Below are 24,501 nucleotides of genomic sequence, written 5' to 3'. Positions count from 1 at the left end.
TTCTGATGGCCGTGGACTGGCGATTTCGGCCGCCGCTGGTATCGGTGGCCATGGCTGAGTGGCGGTGTGGGAGTGTTCGCGGCGGACGATGATCCGGGTGCCGTCAGCCGAGACGGCAAGCTTCGACGCGACCCGGCGGCGTGCACGCGGAAGGTGCCTTCCTGGCGAGCGGCGGAGGCCTTGGCAGACAAGCCACATCGTCCCGGTTCAGAAGGCACTTTCGCCTTCCCGATCAAAATCCGGGGACCGCCGCAAATGAACCGCGAGACTAGGTCTGGCGCTCGAGGCGCTGCTTCAGCGTCGCAAGGTTGGTCGGCATCTCCTTGCGAGCCTCGCGGCGGATGACGAGCGGGACGAGGACCTTCCCGATGCCGTGGCCTTCGAAGTCGATGGCGATGGTCAGGCGGGATCGATCGGCGGTCAGGGACTCGACGGTGACGTCGACGCGGGCCCGGACTGGTCCGTCCATACCGCAGACACCCCAGGTCTTGGGTGGGTCGATGTGCGCGACTTCGGCCGTGATCGAACGTTTGACGAAGCCGATGCGCCGGGTGGTCAGGCATCGCGCGCCCACGCTGGGGGTGCCCGGCTCGTCCATATAACCGGCGACGACGCCCTTCTGCCACTCGGGAAAGCGGGTCGGGTCAGTGGCGTAGGCGAACACGTCCTCCGCGCACCGGTTCACCTCGGTACTTGTGACGATCGACGGCATTCAGCTGCCCTCGATGAACAGTGCGGCGTACCGAGCCAGGTACAGCGGCCATCCGGCGTCGTCGCCGACGCCATCGCCGACGGCCTGCCAGCCGGGGCCGTGACGGTCGATATTGCGGTGCTCCAGCTCTACCCGAGTACGCTGCGGGGTCTCGGCGACGAACCGGACTTCGACCTCGCTGGTGTTGTCCGGATCAGTCTCGATCTGCCACTGGGGGCTGATGTCCCAGCTGAACACAACACGGTCCGGCGGCTCGTAGGCAAGAACGCGTGCCCATCGGCATTCGCTGCCGTCGACACCGCGATCGTAGATGTGACCACCGACCTTCGGTTCGAAGACGGTCTCGGCGATCGCCACACCGAGCAGGTTGTGCTCTGGGGGTTTGAAATCGCCGAACCGCTCGGTGAACACGGTGAAGGCTCGGTCGATTGGTGCCTCAACGATGACCTGCCCGCGAACCACCGTGGTCGCTGCTTGGGTCATGACATCTCCTGTCGGTTGTTCGACGACGTCGTTGTAGCCGGCCAGGGCTCGGTTCCAGAAGGTTTCGAGCTGGTCGTGCAATGCGCTCATACCGACCGGGTTGAGCCGATAGATCCGGCGGGTGCCGACTGCGCGCTCGGTGACCAGTCCCGCGTCCTTCAGCACCTTCAGATGCTGGGACACCGCGGGTCGGCTGACCGGCAACTCTGCGGCAAGCTCGCCGACCGCCTGCGGTCGCTCGGCCAGGCATTCGACGATGGCACGCCTGGTGCGATCCCCCAACACCTCCCATCCATCCCCCGCTTGGTAAGTCACCACGAACGGTAAGCCTAGCCTTACGATATGCTCCTGTCCAGAGTGTCGAGAGCCATGCATGAGAGCGAGTTCATGCATGTGTCGATAGGAGACGGTGGCCGCGATCAGCGCCAGCAGCACGACGGATGCCGACGTGGCCAGGCGCACGAGACGGTCTCCGCACGCTGGGGAGGCCACTCCCCCGCCGGCGGCTCTGGCTCGGTGGCGCCGGACCGTTGCCAGGTGGTCAAGGATGGCGGCATGCCTGTTCTCGGACGGGCTGCCGGGTGGCGGACTTGCCGAGGGTGTCGGCGTCGGCTTTGACGACGTAGACGACGCCGGGCTGCTGGCCGGCCGGACAGGCGACCGTGCCCCAGCCACCCCGACCTGCATCCCGACGAAATCCCCACCGGCCTCGCACTTGAGTAAACGACCCGGCAACGTGATCTCCCCGACTCACCAGTTTGCCCGACCGGTTATTGCCGACACCTCGTTGCGGCGCACCCCTGGATTCACACGTGCCGACATTAAACCGTACGGCACCTGAACTTTCGCTTTCGGGACCGACAACCACTCTGTTGGAAGCAGATCGATCCAATCCAGGAGATTCTAAACGTATAGAAATTCTACCGTTGAGTAGTGATCACCCAGAAGCCTCTCTATAGCTGGACAGTGATGACTTGGGCGATGGCGACTGGACCGACCGAGCGGCATCGATACCGCTGGCAGTGGCCGTGCCCGTCAGGCCGCGGCGATCTTATCGCCGCCCGTAGGCCCTGGTACCAAAGGGGTCTTGCGCCATACGGCGCGGGATCGCTTTCTTATGCCCGCTGTATCCAAAGGCTCGTTCGCGACTGTCTTGGAGCAACGCCAAGTATGGACATGTCGCGTTTTGGGGGTATTTGTCCAGGGGATGGCGTTAGCGGAAGGCGCAGTATGTGGCTATCTGGGCGATAGATTCAATTAGTACCTATTGTCCGGGCGGTGTGACGGTCGATGTCGCCCGATTACCGCTGGCCCCGTGCCGCGCAGGCACGAATTCCAGCCTTCATGGCTCGAATTCTCCAAGGAGGTAGTTCTGTGGGAATTCAGAAGCGCGTGTCGCTCGCCATCTCCGGTCTACTCTTCGCCGGTGCGTCGGCCCTCACATTGGGTGCGGCCGCCCCTGCGGCCGCGGCGTCCACCGCCACGGTCAGCGCACAAAGCGTCAACCTGCCCTCTTGGGGCAACCGGGGCCGCCGGGGCCACCACCGCTGCTTCGAGCGCTTCAACTGCTGCTGCGACGACTTCGGCGACGACTTCGATGACTTCGACGACTGCGACGACTTCGATGACTTCGATGACTTCGACTGATAGCGCGGCGACAGGAGTGGCAGAGGTGACGGCGGCGAACGGGCGGAGGTGATCTGGCCGCTCCCCGCATCGCACGTGCCCAGGGACGGGGGTCCAGCACCGGGAGGTGCGGGCCCCTGTTCGGGGGGCAGCACCGGAGAAAGCGGTTCTCATGCCTCGTCGTCGAGGTCGCGCCATTTCCAGGCTGCGGCGGCCGAGGGCAGCAGGACGGCGGTGCCGAAGGTTCCGAAGAACAGCGGCTTCCAATCGGCCATGTCGAGCACGGGACCGTCGGTGATGGCGATGAGGCCGACGAGGACCAGGCAGCCGACAAGTGCCAGGTAGGCGATCCTGAGAGCCTCGTTGCGCTCCCCCAGTTCCCGTTCGTCGAGGTCAGCGTCGGGGATCTCGGTCAGCTCCTTGGTCACCCGTCGCAGTAGCAGCAGGCCCGCCAGCAGGCCCACCGCGCCGGCGAGTTGCACCAAGGAGGTGGCAAGAGCCTCAGGCGTCATGAAGGCGCTGGTCACTCCGCAGGCGAAGGGGGCCGCGGCGATGAGGGCGAGCGCACGCCGATTCGCGCGGCGTGCGAGCCACCGCGGGACGGGCCGCGCTCGCCGTTGCACCCGTGCGTCCCGGCGGACGGCCTCCAGTATCTCCCGGCGCTGCTCGGGGGTTGCTTCCTTGGCGGCCGCGAGGATCTCACGGTGGTGCTGCATCCGGACCTTTGGAGCCCTGTCGTTCGAGCGGGTCATCACTGTCCTCCGGGGTCTACGGGGCGGTAGAGCTGTCTGGACATCGGTGTGAAGGGGCGTAGCGAGAACACCGCCTCGAACGGGAGCTCGAAGAACTCACAGATCTTCAGCGCCAGTTCGGCGGAGGGGCCGTAGTCGCCGCGCTCCAGGAAGCCGATGGTCTGCGGGTTCACGCCGACGGCGGCGGCCAGCTCGGCCCGGGACACGCCGCGCTCGGCACGGAGCACTGAAAGCCGGTTGTACAGAGACGTTCGCTTGCGTTCGCCTCGCGCAGCCTTGTCCGTCACAGCTGAAGTATTGCGTATTCACAATGTCTAGGCAAGTGCGTCAACACCTACGGCGTTCTCTCTATGGCGACCGGATGCGCGAGCAGCTGGTCGACATGGCGGTGATGACGTTCGTGGTCCCCCAATGGGTTCGTTGATCTAGGTGGGTGCGGCGTCGACGGGCAGGTTGCGTGCGGAGAAGGCGGCCCAGCCGAGGGTGAAGGCGGTGGCGTACAGGACCCCTCCGGCACCCAGGCCGGCGGCAAGGAGGCCGGCGGCGCTGGGCAGGAGGATCTGGCCGGTGCGGTTGCCGACCAGGCGCAGCGACATGGCGCGGCCGCGGAGTCCGGGTGGGGCGGATTCCGCGAGCCAGGACATCGTGAGGGGCTGGCCAACGCCGAGCCCGAAGCCGACGATGACCAGCAGGACGATCAGGTAGCCCAGCGACAGGTCCAGGGGCAGGGCGGCCATGGCGGCTCCGGCGGCCAGGGTGCCGGCGACCAGGAGGCGGCGTCGGCCGAGGCGCGCGGCGAGGCGGCCGAGGAAGAAGCGGGAGACCATCGAGGCGGTGCCGCGGACGGTGAGGAGCAGGCCTATGGTGCCGGAGGCCAGATTGCGTTCGGCGCCGAGGGCCGGCAGGTAGGCCAAGCTGATGTCGACGGCTGCCAGGACGATGCAGCTGGTGGTGAGGGCGCGTAGCAGTCCGGGCAGCCGTAGGAGCGGCCGCAGCCCGTCCGCCTGCGCCGCCGTTGGGGCGGCAGCTCTGCGGGTCTTGGGGAGCGCGGCGGACAGCAGGACGAGGAGGACGGTTCCACCCAGTGACCAGGCGAAGATCTGGCCGGTGTCGGGGATCTTCTGGTTGCCGCCGAACAGCAGGATGAGGGCGGGTCCGAGGGCCTGGCCGAGGGACGCGGCAAAGGTGTAGTGGCCGAAGGCGGTGTCGTAGCCGCCGGGTGCGGAGGTGTTGGCGACCAAGGCCTGCTGGCCGACGACGCAGCCGAGGTGGCCGGTGCCGAGCAGGACGCTCGCGCAGACCAGTCCGGCGCTGTGGTGGCCGAACAGGACGAAGGCGAGGCTGGAGGCGGCCACGCACAGTGCCCCGGCGATGATGACGCGCCGTTCGCCGAGCCGGTCGGTGAGCTGCCCGGCGGGCAGCGCCAGCAGGAGGGGGGCGAAGGCGAAGCTGGCGGCCAGAACGCCGAGGCCCGCGGCGGGCACGTGGAGGTCCAGTGCCCGGTAGGACATGGTCGGCCGGAGCACGAAGGTGATGAGTTGGGTGACCACCGAGTGGGTCAGCAGCACCCAGGTCAGGCGGGTGGGCCTGGTCATGTACGTGGGACCCGCCGTCAGGCGCCGGGAGCCGGGAGGTCGGCGGGAGCCTGCAGGTCGGCGAGCTCGGAGCCGGCGGGTTCGCGGAGTCTCCTGGCGGCCTGGGCGCCGAGGCTGGTGTCGATGTGGCCGCGCATCACTGTGGCGGCGCCTTCGGCGTCCCCGCTGAGCACGCACTCCAGTAGCTGGTCGTGCTCGTGGGCCTTCTGGTCGCGGTCGGCCTGACCGCGGTCGGCCTTGAGGGCGAGCATCCGGTACCGGTCGGCCTTGTCCCACAGCCCGTCGAGAGTCTCGATGAGCAGGTCGTTGTGGGAGGCGCGGTAGATCGCAGCGTGGAAGCGCCGGTGTGCGACGAGCTGCTCGATGGTGGGGTCGCCGGGCAGCGGGGCCAGGTCCTCGATCGAGGCTCGCAGGTCGCGGATGTCGTCCTTGGTGCGCCGTTCGGCGGCCAGGGCCGCGGCCATCGGGTCCAGGGACCGCCGCATTTCCAGCAGGTCGCGGGCCTCTTCGGCGGTGAGGGGGGCGACGCGGGCGTTGCGGTGGGCGTCTAGGGCGACCAGGCCGTCGCTCATGAGCCTGCGCAGCGCCTCCCGCAGCGGGGTGGTGCTGATCCCGATCTCGGTGGCCAGTTTGTTCTGCGCGATCACTCCGCCGGGTTCCAGATACCCGGACAAGATCAGCTCGCGCACCCGCAGGTACGCGTACTCGGCCTTGGTCGCGAACAGTCCCGCCGGCTCACCCACAACGCCCCCATCGTCTTCGCTGACAGTTATAACCTACAGCGCCCCGGCTCGCCGTGCTCACGCGCGTTGCGAGGTGCATGCCAGAGACGCACCGTGAGCTGCGGATATTTCAAGAAAATTACGAAATACATCAGCTCTGTCTTGACGTTATAGCTTATAACGAAGCAAGTGAGCGCCATCATGGACCGAGGAGGAGTGCCCATGTCTGGAGTGTCCAGCCGGCGCACAGGCCGCAGACGTTCGCAGTTCGGAGTGTTGGCCACCGGATTGACGGTGGTGGCGGCCCTTTCGCTGAGTGCGTGCGGCGGCGAGGACGCCCCGCCGCCGAACGCGGTGGCGACGGGCCAGGCCCCGTCGTACTACCCCGCCGACTACGCCCAGGTCATCGAGACCTCCAAGGGCGAGGGCGGCACGCTGAACATCTACTCCAACACCGACCAGGAGAACTGGGCACCGATCTTCCGGGACTTCCAGAAGAAGTACCCGTGGGTCAAGAAGATCTCGGCGAACAACCTCGACAAAGGGCCCACCCTCCTCGGCGTCCGTGCCATCCTCGCCGTCGGCTTCGAACGCATCCACCGCTCCAACCTCGTCGGCATGGGCGTCCTCCCCCTGCAGTTCCTCCCCGGACAAGACGCCGACACCCTCGGCCTCACCGGCGAGGAAACCTACGCCATCCACGGACTGACCACCATCAACAACCGCGAGCTCCCCGACACCCTCACCATCGAAGCGAACACCCTCACCTTCGAAGCCAGGGTCCGCCTCGACACGCCACGCGAAATCGACTACTACCGGCACGGCGGCATCATGCCCTACGTCCTGCGCGGCCTCCTGCCCTCACCTGAGCGCCTTCGCCCCCGGATCCACTGACGCACCCTCGCCCTGGCCCGTCACGCGCTGATGTCCACGCGGTACAGAACATCGGTCGGCTGCAGGCGGACGCCGCGCGGGCGTGGTTCCACTCGTGTCGCGTCGCGGTGCCGGTAGAGCCACATGATGTCGCGGCCGAACGACCACACGAGCACCGCCAGGGCCAGTCCGGTCGCGACCGCCCCGACCGGGCGCGGCAGCACGTCGGCGGCGACCACCATCAGGATGATCCCCTGCAGCGCGGCGACGGTTTTGCGGGTCATGCGCGGCGGCAGTGGGGCCTTCAGCCACGGCAGCGGCCGGCTCGCCACTACGAAGGCGTACCGCATGGCTCCGATCACGAGCACCCAAGCGCCGAGGGACGTGGCGACGAAAACGCTGAGTACCAGGATCAGAAAGGCATCGACCTCCATGTCGAACCGCGCGCCCAGTGAGGACACGGTCCCGGTGCGCCGGGCGACCTGGCCGTCGACGGCGTCCAGGATCAGTGCCACCGCGGTGATGGTGACCAGCAGGCCGATCGGGGCCGGTGCGCGCACGGTGTCCACGACGAGTGCGGTCACACATCCGGTGAGCGTGGCCCTGGTCAGGGTGACGTGGTCGGCCGGGCCGAGCGAGCGCCGACCGCGGCGGCGCAGGGCGGACCTGAGGGTAATGCCGACGGCCACGGCGTACACGACTCCGGCGACCCAGCCCGCGGGGCCGAGGCCGGTGGTCGCGGTCAGCAGGGCGAGCAGGATCAGCTGGGCGACCACCCCGCCGGCAGGTGCCGAGGGGAACCGGTGCGGGTAGGGCGATCGGACCGGCACGCCGGGCGTGCGGGGGCGTCCGAGTCGGGCCGGAGCCACCGTCCCCACCTGCCTGCGGCGCACGATCAAGCTGCTGGAGTGGATCGTCTCACCCCGTGGCAGGCTCACCCGCTCACCCACCGATGGTCGTCGTACCAGCTCAGTTCAGTTATCACGCTCTCTTGTACGAGCGGCTCGGGTGATCGGTTCAATCCCGCCCCAGTCCCGCGAATCCGCTCTTTTCATCACTTCTGTCGCTCTAAGCGAGTGTCGTCCTTGATCGTCGCGTAGGTTTCGGTGCGTTCACTCGGACTTGATGTGACCGCCGGCGTTGGGAGGGGTTGCCGATGGAGAGTTCGGACCGCGCGTTCTGGCTCCGTTCGCCCGGCGAGGGCGAGATCGTGCCCGCCGACCTGCCGTCGCCCGGCGCGGGCGAGGTGCTGGTGCGCACGCTCTACTCCGGGGTGAGCCGGGGCACCGAGGCGCTGGTCTTCCGCGGCGGTGTGCCGGTGAGCCAGTACGAGGCCATGCGGGCACCGTTCCAGGAGGGTGATTTCCCCGGCCCGGTCAAGTACGGCTACCTCAACGTCGGCGTGGTCGAGGAGGGGCCGCCCGGGCTGCGCGGCCGGACCGTGTTCTGCCTCTACCCGCACCAGACCCGGTACGTCGTGCCGGCCGCCGCGGTGACCCCGGTGCCCGCGTCCGTACCCGCCACGCGAGCGGTGCTGGCCGGAACCGTGGAGACCGCGGTGAACGCGGTGTGGGACGCGGCTCCGCTGCTCGGCGACCGGATCGCGGTGGTCGGGGCGGGCATGGTCGGGTGTTGTGTCGCCAAGGTACTGGCGGGGTTCCCGGCGGTACGGCTGCAACTGGTCGACACCGATCCGGCGCGGGCCTCGGTCGCCGCGGCGCTCGGGGTCGATTTCGCCACGCCCGAACAGGCCGCGGGCGAGTGCGACCTGGTCGTGCACGCGAGCGCGACCGAGGCGGGATTGAACCGATCGCTCGAACTGCTCGTACAAGAGGGCGTGGTGCTTGAACTGAGCTGGTACGGCGATCGGCGGGTGAGTCTGCCCCTGGGGGAGGCGTTCCACTCCCGGCGCCTGGTCGTGCGCAGCAGCCAGGTGGGGGCGGTGGCCTCGGCCCGGCGCGGGCGCCGTGACTACGCCGATCGGCTGGCGCTGGCCCTGGAGTTGCTCGCCGATCCCGCGTATGACGCGCTGATCACCAGTGAGTGCCGGTTCGAGGAGCTGCCCGAGGTACTGCCTCGCCTGGCCGGCGGTGAGCTGCCCACCTTGTGCCACCGGGTCGTGTACGGCTCGTAGCAGATCGACATCAATCAGGTATTCGAGCGTGGAGGTCGAGTGTTCAGTCTGACCGTCCGTGATCACGTCATGGTCGCGCACAGCTTCCGCGGAGAGGTCTTCGGGCCTGCGCAACGACTGCACGGAGCGACGTTCGTGGTGGACGCCACGTTCCGGCGTCACGAGCTGGACGCGGACAACATCGTCGTCGACATCGGACTGGCCACCCGCGAGCTTCGGGGGGTGCTCGACGCGCTGAACTACCGCAATCTCGACGACGATCCCGCGTTCGCGGGCGTCAACACCTCGACCGAGTTCCTGGCCAAGGTCGTCGCCGACCGGCTGGCCGAGCGGGTGCACGCGGGTGAGCTCGGTGAGGGCGCCCGCGGACTGGCCGATATCTGCGTCACCCTGCGTGAGTCCCATATCGCCTGGGCGAGTTACGAGCGACCGCTGTGAGCGCCCCGGCGCCGACGTTCGTCCTGCCGGGCGACGTCGACGACGTGACGGTGCCGAGCGGCGGCAACACCTACGACCGCCGTACCTGCCAGGCCCTGGCGGCGGCGGGACGGCCCGTGCGCGAGGTCGCCGTCGCGGGGACCTGGCCGCGGCCGGACACCTCCGCCCGTGACCGGCTGACCCGCGTCCTGGCGGAGCTCCCCGAGGGCACCGTCACGGTGCTCGACGGGCTGGTCGCCTGCGGAGTGCCGGAGGTCGTCGTCCCGCAGGCGCGCCGGCTACGGCTCGCGGTGCTGGTGCATCTGCCCCTGGCCAGTGAGACCGGGTCGGCTCCCGCCTCGGCGGCGGAGTTGGACGCCCGCGAGCGAGAGACCCTGCAGGCGGCCGGCGCGGTCGTGGCGACCAGCGCGTGGACCGCGCGCCGGCTCGTCGCGCACCACGGGCTCGCCGCGGACCGGGTCCATGTCGTGCCGCCCGGCACCGATCCCGCCCCGCTCGCCCCCGGCACGGATGGCCGATCGCGGCTTGTGTGCGTAGCCGCCGTGACTCCGCGCAAGGGGCAGGACCTGCTCGTCGAGGCGCTGGCCGCCATCGTCGACCTGCCCTGGAGCTGCGAATGCGTCGGCCCGGTGCGCCGGGACCCCGCGTACGCCGAGCGGCTGCGCGGGCTGATCGAACGGCGCGGCCTCGGCGACCGGATCACGCTCGCCGGCCCGCGGACCGGCGAGGATCTGGAAGGCGGCTACGCCGCGGCCGACCTGGCGGTGCTGCCGTCGCGCGCCGAGCCGTACGGCATGGTCGTGACCGAGGCGCTGGCGCGCGGAATCCCGGTGCTGGCCACGGCCGTGGACGGAGTGCCGGAAACGCTCGGGAGGGCGTCGGACGGGAGCGTGCCGGGGATCCTGGTGCCGCCCGGGGACCCGACGGCACTCGCCGGGGCGTTGCGACGCTGGTCCGCCGACCCCGGACTGCGCCGCCGCCTCAGGGCGTCGGCACACCTTCGCCGTGGTGCCCTGGACGGCTGGGACACCACGGCACGGCAATGGGCGGACGTGCTGGGCCGTCTGCAGCGGATGTCCTGGAGCCTGCGGTGAGTGGGCCCGGAGCGACCTCGTACGCCCCGGAGTGGCTGGAACTGCGTGAGGACGCGGATGCCGCCGCCCGCTCGGCCGAGCTCGCCGACCTGCTGCTCCCGTCCCTGGAGGGCCCGCTGGTCATCCGGGACCTCGGCTGTGGCACCGGCTCGATGGGGCGCTGGCTGGCCGGCCGGCTGCCCGGCCCGCAACGCTGGATCCTGCACGACCGTGATCCCGGCCTGCTCGCCCGGGCCGCCACCGGCCTGTCCGGTACGGCTCCCGACGGCGGCTCGGTCATGGTCGTGCTCGAGCAGGGTGACATCACCGGCCTCCGTGCGACCGATCTCGCCGGCACGTCGCTGGTGACCGCCTCCGCGCTACTGGACCTGCTCACCGCCGACGAGGTGGCCGGACTGGCCGCAGCGTGCGCGGAGGCCGGATGCCCGGCGCTTCTGGCGCTCTCCGTGATCGGGCGCGTCGAGTTCGCCCCGGCCGACCCGCTCGACGCCGAGTTCGCCGCCGCGTTCGACGACCACCAACGTCGTGACACGGGTGGCCGCCGGCTGCTCGGCCCGGACGCGGTCGACGCCGCCGCGACGGCCTTCGAGCGGTACGGCGCGGCGGTGCACCGCCGTTCCAGCCCTTGGCGGCTCGGCCCGGAGCAGGCCGCGCTCACCGCGCAATGGCTCCAGGGCTGGGTCGCGGCCGCTGCCGAGCAGCGACCGGACCTCGCTCCCCTGGCGGACGCCTACCTGCGCCGGCGGCTGGACGCCTGCGCGGCGGCCGTGCTGCGGGTCGTGATCGGCCACGAAGACCTGCTCGCGCTCCCGGCCGGTGGGTGATCCGTGAAGGGTGTGGTCTGGGCTTGGCTGCGGCTGCTCATCGGCGTGGGCATCATCGGCGTGCTCCTGTGGCGGCTCGGCACCCGGGCGTTCCTGGACGGGCTGCGCGTCATCGACGTCCGCGAGGTGTCGGCCGCACTCGCGATAGGCCTGGCCACGACGGTGTTCAGCGCCTGGCGCTGGCGCCTCGTGGCACAGCGGCTCGGCCTCCGGCTGCCCCTGCGGAAGGGCGTCGCGGACTACTACGGGGCGCTGTTCCTCAACGCGGTGCTGCCCGCGGGCGTCCTCGGCGACGTCCACCGTGCGGTGCGGCACGGACGGCAGGAGGGCGATGTCGGCCGCGGCGTCCGGGCGGTGGTCCTCGAGCGGGTCGCGGGTCAGGTGGTGGTCGTCGCCGTCGCGGTGCCGGTGCTGCTGGCCCGGCCGACCGTGGTCCCGGCGCCCTACCGCGACGTCGTCACCGTCACCGGGGCTGTGGTGGTGGTGCTTGCGATCGCCGTGACGGCCGTCGCGGTCATGGCCCCGAAGCGCTGGGCGCGAAGCGGCTCGAAATGGCGCCGCGCGTCCGCCGTCTCCCTCGATGACCTCCGGCGCGGCCTGCTCGCCCGCGACGTCTGGCCGGGTGTCGTGCTCCTGTCGCTGATGACCTTCGCCGGGCACCTCGCCCTCTTCCTGGTCGCCGCCCGTGCGGCGGGATCGGCCGCGCCGGTCACCGGGTTGCTGCCGCTGATGGTGCTGACACTGCTGGCCATGGTGTTGCCGGTGAACGTCGGCGGTTGGGGACCGCGCGAAGGCGTGGCGGCGCTGGCGTTCGGCGCGGCCGGGCTGGGCGCCGCGCAGGGCCTTACGACCGCCGTGGTGTACGGGGTGCTCGCGCTGGTCGCGAGCCTGCCCGGTGCCGCGGTGCTGTTGCGTCCGCACCTCGCGTGGACGCGGTCCGAACGTCCGGCGTCCCACCGAATCGCGCACCATCAGCGCGGACCAAGGCCGTACGGCAACAGTGCACACCGGCCGGAACGGCACACACCACTCTTGTGGTCGGCCGATACGCACGCAGGATGAGGAAAAGGAAGGTGCATGTCGAAAGCTGATGTGGCGCTGGACGTTCCGGCGCAGTCGACCATCGAGCGCGTGGTGAACACCCGGCTGTCCACCTCGTACGGGGAGCTCCGTGCGATCGGGTATCTGGACTGCGGGAACGCCCGCGAACAAGTGGCGCTGGTGCACGGCGACGTCACCGGGCAGGACGTGATCACCCGAGTGCATTCCGAATGCCTGACCGGCGACGTCTTCGGCTCCACCCATTGCGAGTGCGGTGACCAGCTGTCGGCGGCTCTACGGACGATCGTCGCGGAAGGTGCAGGCGTGCTCGTCTACCTGCAGGGACACGAAGGGCGGGGCATCGGGCTGCTGTCGAAGCTGAAGGCCATGCGGCTACAGGACGAGGGCCTCGACACCGTCGAGGCGAATCTCGCGCTGGGGCTGCCGGTCGACGCGCGGGACTACCGCGTAGCCGCGGAGATCCTGCACGACCTCGGCGTACGCTCGGTGCGGTTGCTGTCGAACAACCCGCGGAAGCTGGAGGCACTGCGGCGTTACGGCGTCCAGGTCAGCGAACAGGTCCCGTTGCTGATCCGGCCGAACGAGGAGAACCTGCGCTACCTGCGCACCAAACAGGAACGGCTCGGCCACAGCCTCCCGCACCTGGACGACGTCCTCGGTCAGCCCAGTACCGACAGCGTCTCGCCGAACGACCCGACCAGACTCGCGAGCGCGTCCCGGCCCTTCTCCGCCGATGCCAACGAGGGACGGCCCACCACACCGGATTCGGTATAGGCGGCCATGCCGAGGGTGAGCAGATGTTCCCGGTCGGCAGCGAGATGATCACTCGAGGCGTATCCCGGGCGTACCAGGTCCGGGTGCGCGTGCAGCAGCAGGCTGGTCTCCAGCTCCCCCGCGTGCATGTCGTCATCGGCCGACGTCACGATCCCCGCCGCGCTTCGCGCCTTCGCCCAGGCCTCCACCGAAGGGAAGAGCGCCATGCGGCGGCCGGCCGGCCCGGCCTCCTGAACCACGTTGGACAGTACGTAGTTTCCGCCGTGCCCGTTGACCAGCACGAGCCTGTCAACGCCGGACCGGTGCAGCGAGTCCGCGACGTCGCGTACGACCGCGGACAACGTGGTGGCGGAGATGCTCACCGTCCCGGTCCAGGCCGCGTGCTCGTGGGAGCAGGAGATCGTGATCGGTGGCAGGTGCAGGACCGGGTAGACGGCGCTGATCGCCCTCGTGATCGTGACCGCGATCACCGTGTCGGTCGCCAGCGGCAGGAAGGCGCCGTGCTGCTCGAAACTGCCGATCGGCAGCACCGCCACCCGCGCACCCCGGTCCCGTTCCTCGGCCGTGGTGCTCAGCGGAAGAAGCGATCCCTCGAACGCGGTCATTGCCGGTCCTTTCCGGGTTCCTGGTCCCAACGGGAGTGCGACGGTGAGGTCGTCACGGAAGTCTGCCACCTCCGACAACTCGCGACCGACGGTGGCCGACGTGCCGAGTACGGTCCGCCACCCTTGAACCGCCGCAGGCAGCGGCCCGTATGTACAGTCGGCGGCCGGCGCTTCTCCGCGGCCCGGGCCGGCGTTCGCCGCAGTGACCACCATCACCGGGCTGCGCATGGAGGAAGGGCGTTGTGGCCGTGTCGTTCATCAGACGTTTTCTTCGGTCGCCGGCTCAGAACGGGACGGCCGTGGAGGGCGACCCCACGGGCGACCACGCTGACGGCCCCCGAGTGCGGCGGACGGTCACGGCGCGGGTGATCACCGCCCTCGCCTGCCTGCTCGTGCTGTTCGCCCTCATCGCTCCGAACGAGGTCGGTCGTCTCACGCCTGGGGCGTTCGTGCGCATCCCCTTGGAGGGAATTCTTGGTGTCGCCCTGGTCCTCGTGCTGCCGGGGGGCGCGAGGCGGGTGGCGGCGGCCTTTCTCGGAGTGGGCTTCGGCCTTCTGGCCATCGTGAAGGTTGTCGACATCGGCTTCTACGCGGTTCTCGGCCGGCCGTTCGACCTCGTGTTCGACTGGCCTCTTGCCGCGAACGCCATGGAGTTCCTCACGACGTCGGTCGGCCGGGTCGGCGCGATCGGTTCAACGGTCGCGGCCGCCGTCCTCGCCTGCGCCGTGCTCGTCCTCATGGCGCTGTCACTCCTGCGCCTGAGCCGCCTCGTGGTCCGGCACAACACCACCGCGGCCCGCGCTGCCGCGGTGCTCGGGGTCGCCTGGCTCACCTGCGCGGTGCTCGGCGCGCAGATCGTCCCAGGCTCGCCGGTCGCCGTCGTCGCCTTCGACCGCTCGCTCCAGGTACGCACGAGCCTGCATGACCGCAAGGTGTTCGCCGCGGAAGCCGCCGTCGACGCCTTCCGCGACACTCCCGGCAACGAACTACTGACCGCGCTGCGCGGCAAGGACGTCGTCCTCGCCTTCGTCGAGAGCTACGGGCGCGACGCGGTCGAGAATCCGCGGTTCGCACCGCAGGTCGGTGCGGTGCTCGACGCCGGGAACCGGCGGCTGCGCGCGGCCGGATTCGACTCCCGGAGCGCCTTCCTCACCTCACCGACGTCCGGCGGCGGCAGCTGGCTGGCCCACGGCACGCTTCTCTCCGGCCTGTGGGTCGACAACCAGCAGCGCTACCAGAACCTCGTCAAGAGCGACCGCCTGACCCTCAACGGCGCCTTCCGCCGCGCGGGCTGGCGGACGGTCGGCGTCATGCCGGGCATCACCCGTGCCTGGCCGGAGGGCGAGTTCTTCGGCTACGACCGGGTCTACGACCGCTGGAACCTCGGATATCTTGGCCCGCGCTTCAACTGGGGCACCCCGCCCGACCAGTACACCCTGTCGGCCTTCCAACGTTTCGAGCGCGCGACGCCGCGTCGCGCCCGGGTGATGGCGGAGATCCCCATGGTCACGAGTCACGCGCCCTGGGCGCCCACCCCCCGGCTCATCGACTGGAAGGACGTCGGTGACGGTTCGGTCTTCGACGGCATGCCCGCGACCGGCTCCCAGCCCGACGGCGTGTGGCGCGACCCCGCCCGGGTACGCGCCGCCTACCGGGGTTCCATCGAGTACTCGCTGAACACCCTCATCTCCTACCTGGAGACCTACGGCAACGACGATCTCGTGCTCATCTTTCTCGGCGACCATCAGGCCGCCCCGATCGTCACCGGGCACGGCGCCGGCCACGATGCGCCGATCACGATCGTCGCCCGGGACCGGAGCGTTCTGGACCGGATCTCCGGGTGGGGCTGGCAGGACGGTCTGAAGCCCGGCCCGAAGGCCCCGGTCTGGCGGATGAGCGCGTTCCGCGACCGGTTCCTGACCGCCTTCGGTTCGCAGGCCGGCCCCACTCGGTCCCCGGCCGGAAGGACATCATCCGCAAGTTCGCCACTTTCTCATGGAAGTCGATCTGCAGTCCGCTGACCTCGGCGCCGGTGATGGACGGCGGCTGCCCTTTGCCGGCACTGGAGGCTTATCGCACTGCACGCCGGCATCTGGCCGAGGAACTGGGCATCGACCCAGGTGAAGAACTCCAGACACTGCAGGCGGAAATCCGCTAAGGGCAATGGCAAGTTCAGCCCGCATGACTTTGACATAATTGTCAATCTTACCTGCCGCAATTCGCGTCAAGTGACGGGAACATTGGGCCATGAACGGCCGGGAAACCACCCCACCCGCCTTCCTGACTGCGCTGTTCACGGTATCCGTGCTCATCGCCGATCTTTCCTCGAAAAGAACGTCGGCGACCCCGAACTCGCCGTGCGGCCAGATGGCAATCAAACTATTGCCTCTCACGGTGAGAAAACGACGAAGCCATAGGCGACGACGGCGCGGTGCTTCCCGACTTCCGGACCGAGAGAAAGGAAGCCGATGGCCCGCATGCGCGCGGCGCTGACCGCGCTCGCCCTGGTCGTGGGATTCTTCGTCGCACAACCGGCGCAACCCGCTGTCGCGGCGCCGAACTTCAAGGCGCCGTACCCCTGTGGGCAGAGATGGACCTACAGCCACCATTCGGCGGAGGTACGGCTCGCACTGGATTTCGTCCGTGCCGACGGCGGCTCGACCGCCGGCACGCCGGTGCTGGCCTCCGCGCCGGGCACCGCCTACAACTACTACCAGGCCGGCGGCGCCGGAAACTACGTCGTCATCGACCATGGCGGCGGCTGGAAGACGTACTACTTCCACCTCGCCTCATTCGGTGTCGGCAACGGGTCTTACGTAGCACAGGGCCGGTCGATCGGGGCGACAGGCTCGACCGGCAACAGCACCGGCGCGCACATCCACTACGAGCAGCTCTACAACGGAGCCGGGCAGACCATTGTGATCAACGGCCAGTCGCTCGCGCCGTACCCGGGCTCGTACAACCAGAGGTACCTCACCAGCGACAACGGCTGCGGCACCGCAAAGTACTGGGTCGACACGTTCGCCAACGCGACCGGCTACCGGAACGCGAACACGAACGACCCTCAGGGCGTGCTCTACGCCGGCACCAACTACGTGTACTGCAAGGTCTGGGGCGCCGAAGTCCGCGTCGGCTCGCAGTACAACCACTGGTGGCTGAAGACCGACCTCGATGTGACCTATCCCGGCAAGAACGGCAGGGGGGCCTACGTGTCCGCCTACTACCTGTCGAGATGGGGCAATGACGAGGCCAGGGACAACAACGGCACCGTCATACCGAACTGCTGACCGTTGCGCGGCACTGACCTGCGGTACGTCAAAGCGCCGCAGGTCAGCCCATGTTCGGAACTACTTTGACACGGTAGAAATCCGATTTTAATATCGCCCACCACACATCCCCACGTCGGAACCCGGGTTCCGACGTGGCGATCTTTGTTCGCGCGGCGGATCGGGAGCGCGCGTGGGCGTTCGCAGGGCTGTCAGGATGCCCTGCGATACTCGCCACCCGGCTCACGTACATCCGGAAGGCTTCGAGCAGGCACGGCCACGTTCACGACCAGCCGCACCATCGCCACGGTCACCGCGCTCTTCCTGCCGTCGGTTCCGTAGGCGGGCGCAAGCGGTCGGCCTTGCGAAGGAAGAGGTACAGCCTCACCACACGACGCAAAGCTCGTGGAGTGCGAGAGACGATCTGCTCTCCCGCGACTTCCACTCGGCCGGTTGCCGGCCCGAGGGTGCGCATCGCCAGGTCCTCATCGAAGCGGAGTGGGCCGAGGCCTTCGCCTCCCTCTTGGACGGCGAGAGTCCTGCCGATGCAACTGAGGGCGAGCTGTGGACAAGTTCGTCGGGGCGGATCTGGCCATCCGGCCGACTGCCGGCCACCACATCCCTGCCGGTCCGGCTGCACCGATGGCCGGTTCCGTACAACGACGTATGACCGGGCACCCACTTTCCGTACTGCGATCTCCGTCGCCGGCGGTCATGATGACGCTTTTCCGCGAGCGAGCGCACCTTCAGGGTGGTCCGGTGCCCGATCGTCCGGATGTCCGGCTGCCGTGCCGGTCGCGAGCCCGGCGCCAATGACGGCGACGACGGCTAGAAGTGAGAAGGCGGCGGGGTAGCCGTCGAGATGGGCGGCGAACAGCGCCCCGGACGCCGGGGCGAGCGCGATGGCGATGCCGGCCGGGGCGATGGCGATCGCATTGAGGGTGGCGAAATGGTGGATGCCCCAGCGATCGCTGACGGCGGTGGCCTGGATCAGCGTGTACGCCCCACGGACGGCACCCGCGACAACGGTCGCCGCGATCAGCAGCGGGAGGGGGCCGGGGATCGCGGCGAGCGCCGCGATGCTGACGGCACCGGCGGCCAGTATGGCCGTGGTACGAGCCCGGGGACTCGTCTTTCGGGTCAGGACGGGGTAGGCGAGGCGCCCGAGTAGTTGCCCGGCGCCACAGAGGCCGAGAGCGATTGCGGCGGTGGTGGTGCTGATTCCACGGCTGATGAAAAGGGGCACCAGGTTGGTGGTGGCGGCGTAGAGCCCGAAACCGGCCAGGCACATCGCGGCGGCCAAGAGCAGGAACGCTCGGCTGGGCACCACGTCGCGGACGCGGGCGGTGGACTGTGCTCGCGATCGCACGGACGCCGTGGGCCAGGGCGGGATCAAGCAGAAGATGTGCAGTGGGAAGGTCACCGCGCCCAGGAGCACGGCCAGCACCAGGTAGGTCGCCCGCCAGCCCAGGTGGGTGACGAGCAGGGCGGTCAACGGCGCGTACACGGTGCTGGCCAGCCCGGCGACCAGTGACAGGGTGGTCAGAGCCCGCATCCGGTCAGGGCCGTACCAGCGGGTGAGGGCGGCGAAGGCCGGCGGGTAGAGCAGCATCGACTGGGCCAGCCCGGTCAGCACCCATGCGAGCGCGAACCACGGAAGGCTCGGCGCGGCGGCCACCGCCACGAGTGCGCCGGTCCCCAGCACCGACCCGGTGGTCATCACCTTGCGAGGGCCGTGCCGATCCAGAAGCCGGCCGACCGGCACACCGGCCGCCGCACTGGTGAGCAGACCTAACGAGAACGCGCCCATCGCCGCCGTTGCCGACCAACCCGTGTCGTGCGTCACTTCGGTCAGCGCCACCTGGAAGGAGTAGTAGAGGATTCCCCAGCTGGTGATCTCGGTGACGCACAGGGCGGCAAGGGCCCGCCTCGCTTGTCCGGCGGCTGCCGGCGCGGGCGCCTGGACGCTCCCCTCGTCCCGGCTCATCCGTTCTGGCCCGCGGTCAGGACTCGCTGCATCAGCAGCGTGTCGATCCAGCGGCCGTGCTTGTACCCGACACTCGTGAGCCGGCCCACATGGTTGAAGCCGAAGCGACGGTGGAGAACGGCCGACGTGTCGCTTCCGGTGTCGGCGATGACAGCGATCATCTGCCGTGCACCGGCCTGGGCACACCGGGTCAGCAACGCGCCCAGCAGGGCGCTGCCCACTCCCCGGCCGACCCGATCAGGTGACAGGTAGATCGTGTCCTCCAGGGTGTACCGGTAGGCCGGCTTGGAACGCCAGGGGCGGGCATGGGCATACCCGGCGACCTCGCCGGACACCTCGGCGACCAGGAAGGGGAGCTCCTGACCGGCGAAGTGGTCGAACCTCCGCTGCCAGTCGGCGACCGTCGGCGGGGTCTCCTCGAACGTGATCACGGTGTGGGTGACGTAGTGGGCGTAGACGTCTGCCACGGCCCCGAGGTCTGCGGAGGTCGCCGGGCGGATCGTGGCTTCTGAGACCGGCACGAACGCTCATTTCTCTATAGCGAAAATAAGTGGCATTATAGAGGAATGTTGGATCTCGAAGCACTGGGCAGGCGGATCCACGCATTGCGGCGCGATCAGTCCTTGACGCTTCAGCGGCTGGCCGAGGTGGCGGACGTGAGCGTGAGCATGCTCTCTTCGGTCGAGCGCGGTCAGAAGGCACCAACGGTCCTGGTGCTCGCCCGCATCGCGGACGGGCTCGGCGTCTCACTTTCCCACCTCGTGGCCCAACCCGACGACAACCGCATCATCGTGCGCCGCGCCGCCGACCAGGACAGCGTCGATGAACCCGGCGGGTGGCGGAGGGTGATCCTCACACCGGTCGTGCCCGGCGTGAACTTCGAATGGATCCGCTCCACCCTGCCGCCGGACTGCGACGCCGGCCGGTACCCGGCGTACGCCCCGGGCTCCCACGAGTACGTCGTCGTCGAGTCCGGGACGCTCCGGCTGACCATCGCGGACAGGTCCGTCGACTTGAAAAAGGGAGACTCGGCGTACTTCGCCGCCGACGTCACCCACGCCTACGCCAATCCCGGCCGTGGGCCGTGCACGTATTACGTCGCCGCGCTCATCATGCGCCCCCGCACAGCCCGGCCGCCCGCCTGAGGATCGGCGCCCGGACGAAGCATGATCAACCTCAGCCGGCCAGCGGCGCTGCGCCCAGACTTACCTTGTACGATATGGCGCTGAGGAGGGTTGATGTAAGTGACCGCCCGAAACGAGCGGAAACCCGAGCCCCGAATCCCGTTGAGCAGAGAGCGGGTGCTACGGGCCGCGGTCGACGTCGCCGACCAAGGTGGCATCGAGTCGCTGACGATGCGCCGGCTCGCGGAAGAGCTCGGGGCCGAGGCGATGTCCCTCTACTACCACGTGGCCAACAAGGAAGAGGTCCTGGACGGCATCGCCGATGTCATCGCCACGGAGATCAATGACGTCGTCGACCAGATCGATGCGCCCTCCAAGGGACCCGACTGGAAGAAGGCCGTGCGCCAGAGGATCCTGTCCGCTCGCGAGGTCCTCCTTCGCCACCCCTGGGCGCCTGGCGTCTTCGACACGCGCACCAACCTGAGCCCGGCGGTGGTGCAGTACATCGATGCACTGGTCGGGCTCATGCGAGACGGTGGCTTCTCGAACGACCTGGCGCACCACGCGCTGCATGCCCTGGGGAGCCGGGCCCTGGGTTTCACCCATGAGTTGTTCGATCCGAGCGACGGAGCCGGTGACGAGGGAGGCGCGGCCATGCTCGAGATGGCCGACCGACTCCCCCACCTCGTCGGCATGATGATGGAGGTCGCCCATGACGACCCCGATTCCACGTTGGGTTGGTGCGACGACCAGTTCGAGTTCGAGTTCGGGCTCGATCTGATCCTCGACGGTCTCGACAGGATACGCGAGACGGCCTGACCTCCCCCGTTTCCGATCGTCCATCGCGCGCGACGACGAACGGGCCCGCCGGCACGACCGGCGACTGCTGAACCACCCGCGCAACGACCTGGTCACCACCATCCCTTGACTGCCTTACGCCGTACGATTACCTTACGACGTACGACTTACGGCGTACGAAAGCGAAGAGCGTTCCGCGAGGGAGGAAGAGGCCCCATGTATCCACGACCGAATCACCGGCTCCGTCCGCAGTGCGGTGATCATGCGAATGACCTCGTCCGCATCTGCCACATGCACACCGGCCACCCGCGATGGATCAGGGGAATGTGATGAAGGCGTTCGTCCTGCGCTCGTACGGCTCACCCGAGGTCCTGGATCTCACCGACATCGACAAGCCCGTGCCCGGCGACGACGAGGTGCTGGTGCGGGTGCGCGCCACCTCCGTACAGCCCTATGACTGGCACCACATGAGAGGCGAGCCGTACATCGCGCGGCTGATGCCGGGCGGCCCCGGGCTGCGCAAGCCGAGGTTCGGCATCCTGGGCTCCGACATGGCGGGTGAGGTGGAGGCGGTCGGCAAGAACGTGACGGGGTTCCGTCCCGGCGACGAGGTGTTCGCGCAACTCGAGCACGGCGGATTCGCCGAGTACGTGTGCGTCGGGGAAGACGAACTGGCACCGAAACCGAAGAACCTCTCGTTCGAGCAGGCGGCGGCGGTACCGCTGGCGGCCAACACCGCCCTGCTGGGCCTGCGCGACCAGGGACGAATCCAGCCGGGGCAGAAGGTCCTCATCAACGGGGCTTCGGGAGGCGTGGGTACGTTCGCCGTCCAGATCGCCCGGGCGTTCGGCGCGGAGGTCACCGGCGTCTGCAGCACGCGCAACGTGGACCTGGTCCGATCGCTCGGCGCAACCGAGGTCATCGACTACACCACAGCGGACTTCACGCGGAATGGCCGGCGCTACGAACTTCTGCTCGACGTCGCGGGAAGCCGATCGGGATCGGCATGCCGGCGGGTGCTGACACGCAAAGGGACCTACGTCGCCGTCGGTGGGCCGGCCGGTCGATGGCTACAACCCGCAGGTCACGTGTTCGCGTCGCTCGCGGCGTCGCCGTTCGTGTCCCAGAGACTGGCCATGGCGGACGTGGTCCGATGCAAGGAGAAAAAACAGAACCTGATGACGCTGACGCGGCTCATTGAGGACGGCAGGATCACTCCGGTCATCGACCGGCGTTTCGCATTCGACGAGATCCCGGCGGCCGTCGAATACCAGGAAGCGGGTCACGTCCCGGGAAAGGTCGTCATCACGGTCTGAGACCGTGCCAACGCCTCGAGGACTCCCGTGGCGCGGTCGACGTGGCGCCGGGCCGGATGCCGGGTCATTGGCGTTGCGGCGCGGCGGCCGCCGGTTTCTCTCGCTGCTCGGCACCACCGACGTCCTCCAGCAGGTCCTGTGCTTTGCGGTCGACGACCTGTGTGAACGCCTGCTGTGCGTACCCGAAGACCACGGCCCAGCCGATGATCTGGGCCGAGCTGTCGAGCGCGCTCAGCCCCGGGACGAAGTTGCCGCGCATCAGGATCAGGCCGAGCAGCGCGGTCAGCGCCCCGAGCGGCAGCTTCAGAAGTGCGAGCGCGGCGGGCAGGCTGTACGGCGTGCTCGTGCCGCGGACCTTGCGGAGCGCGGTGGCCGTGGCGACGGCCGCGGCGAGGAGTCCGAGGAACTCGATCAGCGGGACGTCCCATGGGTCCACCGTGTCGGCGACCACGTCATCGACGTCCGCCTGCGCCGGGAGCGCGGACTCCCGCGTAGGGCAGACGATCCTTCGCGTTTGGGCCTGGGACTGTGCGACCTGCACCGGATGGAAGCACACCGGGAGCTTCTCCGGCGCCGCCACTCCGATCACGCAGACACCCGTCGCCAGCACGAGGAGCACGCCCGCGAAGATCAGCAGGAGGTTGCGGAAGCTCCGCACCCGCATCTGCTCGTTGCGGGCCTCGGCCATCGAGCCCTGCACCGCGGCGACCAGCCGTTCCCGGTCGACCGGCGACATCTGCCGGGCGCCGGCCGGGGCGGCGGCCGCGGAACCGCGCCCGCGTCGGGTGCCGACGGCGGTACGGGGCGTCGCGTCCCCGCCGGCGGGGACGTCGGTCGCCCGCACGCCGATGCCCTCCGCCTCGAGCACCTTTTCCGCGCTTTGGCAGCGCGGATCGCTGGGCAGCAGGTGACGTCGGATGTAGACGACGAGGGCCGCCGTCTGGCCACGTACGTACCCGAGCGGAGCCGCCCGCAGCACGAGCACCTCGGCCGCGTCGAGATGAGCGTGCACCCGCTGCACCGCGGCGCCGGTCAGCGCCCCGCCGATCCGCCGCCGTTGCGCGGCTTGGTGCGCGTGCGCGAGTTCGGTCTCGGCATCGGTGAGGAGCTTGGCGGCCTCGGCGTCCAGTCCCTCACGGAACCGCAAGGAGCCGGTCAGAGCGCGCAACTCACAGATCCGGGCCAGTGCCTCCTCGCGCCAGGACGAGGTGAACTTCACCGGCTGGAAATCGACCGCCACCGCCTGCGCCCGGTCCGGCTCGCGCTCGCTGCTCATCACGTTCCGAGGTTCCACCGGTACGGGGCCTGTGGCCAGAGGGCAGGACACGCTGTCAGCTTCCGGCCAGGGAATGTGACGCTCACACCGGCGGGGTGGGCACCACACAAGTGATCACCGCAGCCGGTCCGCCATCTCGCGGGCCGCCGCGACGAGCCGCTCCCGGAGCTCCGCCAACTTGACGGCGTCTCAGGGTTTGCGGGCGACGGCGCCGTAGGCGTCCAAGCGCTCCGCCGCACCGATGCCGGCGATCTCGCGCCGCCACTCGGGGATGGGCACCAGGCCGGGCTCGACCATCTCGAGGCCGTCGAAGAACCGGGCGAGCTGTTCGGGGCTGCGGAGCACGTAGGGGACGCCGCCGCTCTCCACGAGCTTCTCACCGCCCTCGACCACGGCCTCGCCGGTGTCGGTGCCGTCCCAGGCCACCAGGTGGCTGCCGGAGGGGACCGCGGCCATCACGGTGCCCAGAATCGAGCGGATCCGCTCGAAATCGGGCTCGTAGCCGAGCACGCCCATGAACATGACCGCGACCGGCAGGTTCAGGTTCAGCACGTTCGCCGCGTCGGCGACGATCTGCTCTGGATCGTGGTAGTCGGCGTCCACATAAGTGGTCACCCCCTCAGGGGTGGTATTGACCAGCAGAGCACGAGCGTGCAACAGCACCAGCGGATCGTTGTCGACATAAACGATCTTGGAGTCCGGTGCGACCTGCTGGGCGACCTCATGGGTGTTCTGCATCGTCGGCAGACCGGTGCCGATGTCCAGGAACTGCCGGACCCCTGCCTCGGCCGCCAGATACCGCACAGCCCGGATCAGAAAATGACGCGACTCCCGCGCCATCGTCACGATTTCCGGATACACCTGCGCCACAGCATCCCCGGCCGCACGATCAGCGGCGTAGTTGTCCTTACCGCCCATCCAGTAATTCCAGATCCGCGCCGCGTGCGGAGTCTCGACATCGATCGCGGGAGACCTCTGCCCGGCCGACACAGAACGCTGAAGATCATCTGTCATCTCGGTCCCCTTGTCACAGCCGTACC

At 69.0% G+C, this 24,501-nt stretch carries 26 protein-coding genes and 1 pseudogene; 15 read left to right on the top strand and 12 right to left on the bottom strand.

Annotation, left to right across the window (positions count from 1 at the left end; translation table 11 throughout):
• Positions 1 to 268: 268 nt before the first annotated feature.
• On the bottom strand, positions 269 to 712 hold the full coding sequence (locus HKK74_RS32825; protein WP_187247284.1) for an SRPBCC family protein: 444 nt from the start codon (positions 710 to 712) through the stop codon (positions 269 to 271).
• Entirely contained in the window at positions 713 to 1,657 is a 945-nt protein-coding gene (locus tag HKK74_RS40490; RefSeq protein WP_312882019.1) for a metalloregulator ArsR/SmtB family transcription factor, read from the bottom strand.
• 85 nt (positions 1,658 to 1,742) lie between these two features.
• Between HKK74_RS40490 and HKK74_RS32810 the strand changes: the two genes are divergently transcribed.
• Both HKK74_RS32810 and HKK74_RS32805 read left to right on the top strand, forming a co-directional pair.
• Positions 1,743 to 2,036: a hypothetical protein gene (locus HKK74_RS32810; RefSeq protein ID WP_187247283.1), complete on the top strand. Its 294-nt coding sequence runs from the start codon at positions 1,743 to 1,745 to the stop codon at positions 2,034 to 2,036.
• A 533-nt stretch (positions 2,037 to 2,569) separates the two neighbouring features.
• Positions 2,570 to 2,842: a hypothetical protein gene (locus tag HKK74_RS32805; protein WP_187247282.1), complete on the top strand. Its 273-nt coding sequence runs from the start codon at positions 2,570 to 2,572 to the stop codon at positions 2,840 to 2,842.
• A gap of 149 nt (positions 2,843 to 2,991) precedes the next feature.
• Here HKK74_RS32805 and HKK74_RS32800 read toward each other — a convergent pair whose 3' ends face one another.
• The 4 genes from HKK74_RS32800 to HKK74_RS32785 form a co-directional block, all read right to left on the bottom strand.
• Positions 2,992 to 3,573 carry a hypothetical protein gene (locus tag HKK74_RS32800; RefSeq protein WP_187247281.1) on the bottom strand — a complete coding sequence of 194 codons (582 nt, stop codon included), beginning with the start codon at positions 3,571 to 3,573 and terminating at the stop codon, positions 2,992 to 2,994.
• A complete protein-coding gene (locus tag HKK74_RS32795; protein ID WP_187247280.1) occupies positions 3,573 to 3,860 on the bottom strand; it encodes a helix-turn-helix transcriptional regulator in 288 nt (95 codons plus the stop codon). The genes HKK74_RS32800 and HKK74_RS32795 overlap by 1 nt, the downstream gene beginning before the upstream one ends.
• A 138-nt stretch (positions 3,861 to 3,998) precedes the next feature.
• Entirely contained in the window at positions 3,999 to 5,168 is a 1,170-nt protein-coding gene (locus tag HKK74_RS32790; protein ID WP_187247279.1) for an MFS transporter, read from the bottom strand.
• A gap of 17 nt (positions 5,169 to 5,185) precedes the next feature.
• Complete coding sequence (locus HKK74_RS32785; RefSeq protein WP_187247278.1) at positions 5,186 to 5,911, bottom strand: GntR family transcriptional regulator; 726 nt, start codon at positions 5,909 to 5,911, stop codon at positions 5,186 to 5,188.
• Positions 5,912 to 6,430: 519 nt separating this feature from the next.
• Between HKK74_RS32785 and acnA the strand changes: the two are divergent.
• Positions 6,431 to 6,784, top strand: a pseudogene (gene acnA / locus HKK74_RS40485) (aconitate hydratase); the annotation flags it as partial.
• A 20-nt stretch (positions 6,785 to 6,804) separates the two neighbouring features.
• Here acnA and HKK74_RS32775 read toward each other — a convergent pair.
• Entirely contained in the window at positions 6,805 to 7,701 is an 897-nt protein-coding gene (locus HKK74_RS32775) for a CDP-alcohol phosphatidyltransferase family protein (protein ID WP_312882017.1), read from the bottom strand.
• A gap of 218 nt (positions 7,702 to 7,919) precedes the next feature.
• Here HKK74_RS32775 and HKK74_RS32770 point away from each other — a divergent pair, with 218 nt between their 5' ends.
• The 6 genes from HKK74_RS32770 to ribA are packed head-to-tail and all read left to right on the top strand — an operon-like array spanning position 7,920 to position 13,089.
• Complete coding sequence (locus HKK74_RS32770; RefSeq protein WP_187247277.1) at positions 7,920 to 8,897, top strand: zinc-dependent alcohol dehydrogenase; 978 nt, start codon at positions 7,920 to 7,922, stop codon at positions 8,895 to 8,897.
• A 39-nt stretch (positions 8,898 to 8,936) separates the two neighbouring features.
• On the top strand, positions 8,937 to 9,335 hold the full coding sequence (locus HKK74_RS32765; protein WP_187247276.1) for a 6-pyruvoyl trahydropterin synthase family protein: 399 nt from the start codon (positions 8,937 to 8,939) through the stop codon (positions 9,333 to 9,335).
• Entirely contained in the window at positions 9,332 to 10,429 is a 1,098-nt protein-coding gene (locus tag HKK74_RS32760; protein ID WP_187247275.1) for a glycosyltransferase family 4 protein, read from the top strand. The genes HKK74_RS32765 and HKK74_RS32760 overlap by 4 nt, the downstream gene beginning before the upstream one ends.
• Positions 10,426 to 11,253: a class I SAM-dependent methyltransferase gene (locus HKK74_RS32755; RefSeq protein ID WP_187247274.1), complete on the top strand. Its 828-nt coding sequence runs from the start codon at positions 10,426 to 10,428 to the stop codon at positions 11,251 to 11,253. Before HKK74_RS32760 ends, HKK74_RS32755 begins: the two co-directional genes overlap by 4 nt.
• 3 nt (positions 11,254 to 11,256) lie before the next feature.
• Entirely contained in the window at positions 11,257 to 12,315 is a 1,059-nt protein-coding gene (locus HKK74_RS32750; protein ID WP_187247273.1) for a lysylphosphatidylglycerol synthase transmembrane domain-containing protein, read from the top strand.
• A 15-nt stretch (positions 12,316 to 12,330) separates the two neighbouring features.
• Positions 12,331 to 13,089, top strand: coding sequence for a GTP cyclohydrolase II (gene ribA / locus HKK74_RS32745; RefSeq protein ID WP_187247272.1), 759 nt, complete (start codon positions 12,331 to 12,333; stop codon positions 13,087 to 13,089).
• On the opposite strand, the gene HKK74_RS32740 is transcribed toward ribA, so the two are convergent.
• On the bottom strand, positions 12,975 to 13,694 hold the full coding sequence (locus HKK74_RS32740) for a creatininase family protein (RefSeq protein ID WP_187247271.1): 720 nt from the start codon (positions 13,692 to 13,694) through the stop codon (positions 12,975 to 12,977). The genes ribA and HKK74_RS32740 overlap by 115 nt on opposite strands.
• 242 nt (positions 13,695 to 13,936) lie before the next feature.
• On the opposite strand from HKK74_RS32740, the gene HKK74_RS32735 reads away from it, so the two are divergent.
• The 3 genes from HKK74_RS32735 to HKK74_RS32725 all read left to right on the top strand — a co-directional run bounded on the left by HKK74_RS32735 (position 13,937) and on the right by HKK74_RS32725 (position 16,981).
• Positions 13,937 to 15,715 (top strand): LTA synthase family protein, encoded by a 1,779-nt coding sequence (locus HKK74_RS32735; RefSeq protein WP_187247270.1) that lies wholly within the window; start codon positions 13,937 to 13,939, stop codon positions 15,713 to 15,715.
• A gap of 14 nt (positions 15,716 to 15,729) precedes the next feature.
• A complete protein-coding gene (locus HKK74_RS42045; protein ID WP_187247312.1) occupies positions 15,730 to 15,852 on the top strand; it encodes a BTAD domain-containing putative transcriptional regulator in 123 nt (40 codons plus the stop codon).
• Positions 15,853 to 16,162: 310 nt separating this feature from the next.
• A complete protein-coding gene (locus tag HKK74_RS32725; RefSeq protein WP_187247269.1) occupies positions 16,163 to 16,981 on the top strand; it encodes a M23 family metallopeptidase in 819 nt (272 codons plus the stop codon).
• Between the two features lie 691 nt (positions 16,982 to 17,672).
• Here HKK74_RS32725 and HKK74_RS32720 read toward each other — a convergent pair.
• Positions 17,673 to 18,947, bottom strand: coding sequence for an MFS transporter (locus tag HKK74_RS32720; RefSeq protein WP_187247268.1), 1,275 nt, complete (start codon positions 18,945 to 18,947; stop codon positions 17,673 to 17,675).
• Complete coding sequence (locus HKK74_RS32715; protein ID WP_187247267.1) at positions 18,944 to 19,468, bottom strand: GNAT family N-acetyltransferase; 525 nt, start codon at positions 19,466 to 19,468, stop codon at positions 18,944 to 18,946. Before HKK74_RS32715 ends, HKK74_RS32720 begins: the two co-directional genes overlap by 4 nt.
• A 45-nt stretch (positions 19,469 to 19,513) precedes the next feature.
• Between HKK74_RS32715 and HKK74_RS32710 the strand changes: the two genes are divergently transcribed.
• From HKK74_RS32710 to HKK74_RS32700, 3 genes are all read left to right on the top strand, one after another.
• Positions 19,514 to 20,092 carry a helix-turn-helix domain-containing protein gene (locus tag HKK74_RS32710; protein WP_187247266.1) on the top strand — a complete coding sequence of 193 codons (579 nt, stop codon included), beginning with the start codon at positions 19,514 to 19,516 and terminating at the stop codon, positions 20,090 to 20,092.
• 99 nt (positions 20,093 to 20,191) lie between these two features.
• Positions 20,192 to 20,890 (top strand): TetR/AcrR family transcriptional regulator C-terminal domain-containing protein, encoded by a 699-nt coding sequence (locus tag HKK74_RS32705; RefSeq protein ID WP_222723018.1) that lies wholly within the window; start codon positions 20,192 to 20,194, stop codon positions 20,888 to 20,890.
• 308 nt (positions 20,891 to 21,198) lie between these two features.
• Positions 21,199 to 22,185, top strand: coding sequence for an NAD(P)-dependent alcohol dehydrogenase (locus HKK74_RS32700; RefSeq protein WP_187247265.1), 987 nt, complete (start codon positions 21,199 to 21,201; stop codon positions 22,183 to 22,185).
• Between the two features lie 64 nt (positions 22,186 to 22,249).
• On the opposite strand, the gene HKK74_RS32695 is transcribed toward HKK74_RS32700, so the two are convergent.
• Positions 22,250 to 23,461: a hypothetical protein gene (locus tag HKK74_RS32695; protein ID WP_187247264.1), complete on the bottom strand. Its 1,212-nt coding sequence runs from the start codon at positions 23,459 to 23,461 to the stop codon at positions 22,250 to 22,252.
• Positions 23,462 to 23,650: 189 nt separating this feature from the next.
• Entirely contained in the window at positions 23,651 to 24,475 is an 825-nt protein-coding gene (locus HKK74_RS32690) for an SAM-dependent methyltransferase (RefSeq protein ID WP_187247263.1), read from the bottom strand.
• Positions 24,476 to 24,501 lie beyond the last annotated feature (26 nt).

The sequence above is a fragment of the Actinomadura alba genome, assembly GCF_014323705.1.
Classification (GTDB): domain Bacteria; phylum Actinomycetota; class Actinomycetes; order Streptosporangiales; family Streptosporangiaceae; genus Actinomadura_C; species Actinomadura_C alba.
The sequence above is the reverse complement of the archived record's forward strand: the minus strand, read 5'-3'. Positions and strand labels throughout refer to the sequence as shown.

What these genes read in the sequence shown, in the direction of transcription:
- HKK74_RS32825 (WP_187247284.1), bottom strand. Translation starts at nt 712, where the DNA reads ATGCCGTCGATCGTCACAAGTACCGAGGTGAACCGGTGCGCGGAGGAC.
- HKK74_RS32810 (WP_187247283.1), top strand. Translation starts at nt 1,743, where the DNA reads ATGGCGGCATGCCTGTTCTCGGACGGGCTGCCGGGTGGCGGACTTGCC.
- HKK74_RS32800 (WP_187247281.1), bottom strand. Translation starts at nt 3,573, where the DNA reads ATGACCCGCTCGAACGACAGGGCTCCAAAGGTCCGGATGCAGCACCAC.
- HKK74_RS32790 (WP_187247279.1), bottom strand. Translation starts at nt 5,168, where the DNA reads ATGACCAGGCCCACCCGCCTGACCTGGGTGCTGCTGACCCACTCGGTG.
- HKK74_RS32770 (WP_187247277.1), top strand. Translation starts at nt 7,920, where the DNA reads ATGGAGAGTTCGGACCGCGCGTTCTGGCTCCGTTCGCCCGGCGAGGGC.
- ribA (WP_187247272.1), top strand. Translation starts at nt 12,331, where the DNA reads ATGTCGAAAGCTGATGTGGCGCTGGACGTTCCGGCGCAGTCGACCATC.
- HKK74_RS32740 (WP_187247271.1), bottom strand. Translation starts at nt 13,694, where the DNA reads ATGACCGCGTTCGAGGGATCGCTTCTTCCGCTGAGCACCACGGCCGAG.
- HKK74_RS42045 (WP_187247312.1), top strand. Translation starts at nt 15,730, where the DNA reads ATGGACGGCGGCTGCCCTTTGCCGGCACTGGAGGCTTATCGCACTGCA.
- HKK74_RS32725 (WP_187247269.1), top strand. Translation starts at nt 16,163, where the DNA reads ATGGCCCGCATGCGCGCGGCGCTGACCGCGCTCGCCCTGGTCGTGGGA.
- HKK74_RS32720 (WP_187247268.1), bottom strand. Translation starts at nt 18,947, where the DNA reads ATGAGCCGGGACGAGGGGAGCGTCCAGGCGCCCGCGCCGGCAGCCGCC.
- HKK74_RS32710 (WP_187247266.1), top strand. Translation starts at nt 19,514, where the DNA reads ATGTTGGATCTCGAAGCACTGGGCAGGCGGATCCACGCATTGCGGCGC.
- HKK74_RS32700 (WP_187247265.1), top strand. Translation starts at nt 21,199, where the DNA reads ATGAAGGCGTTCGTCCTGCGCTCGTACGGCTCACCCGAGGTCCTGGAT.
- HKK74_RS32695 (WP_187247264.1), bottom strand. Translation starts at nt 23,461, where the DNA reads ATGAGCAGCGAGCGCGAGCCGGACCGGGCGCAGGCGGTGGCGGTCGAT.
- HKK74_RS32690 (WP_187247263.1), bottom strand. Translation starts at nt 24,475, where the DNA reads ATGACAGATGATCTTCAGCGTTCTGTGTCGGCCGGGCAGAGGTCTCCC.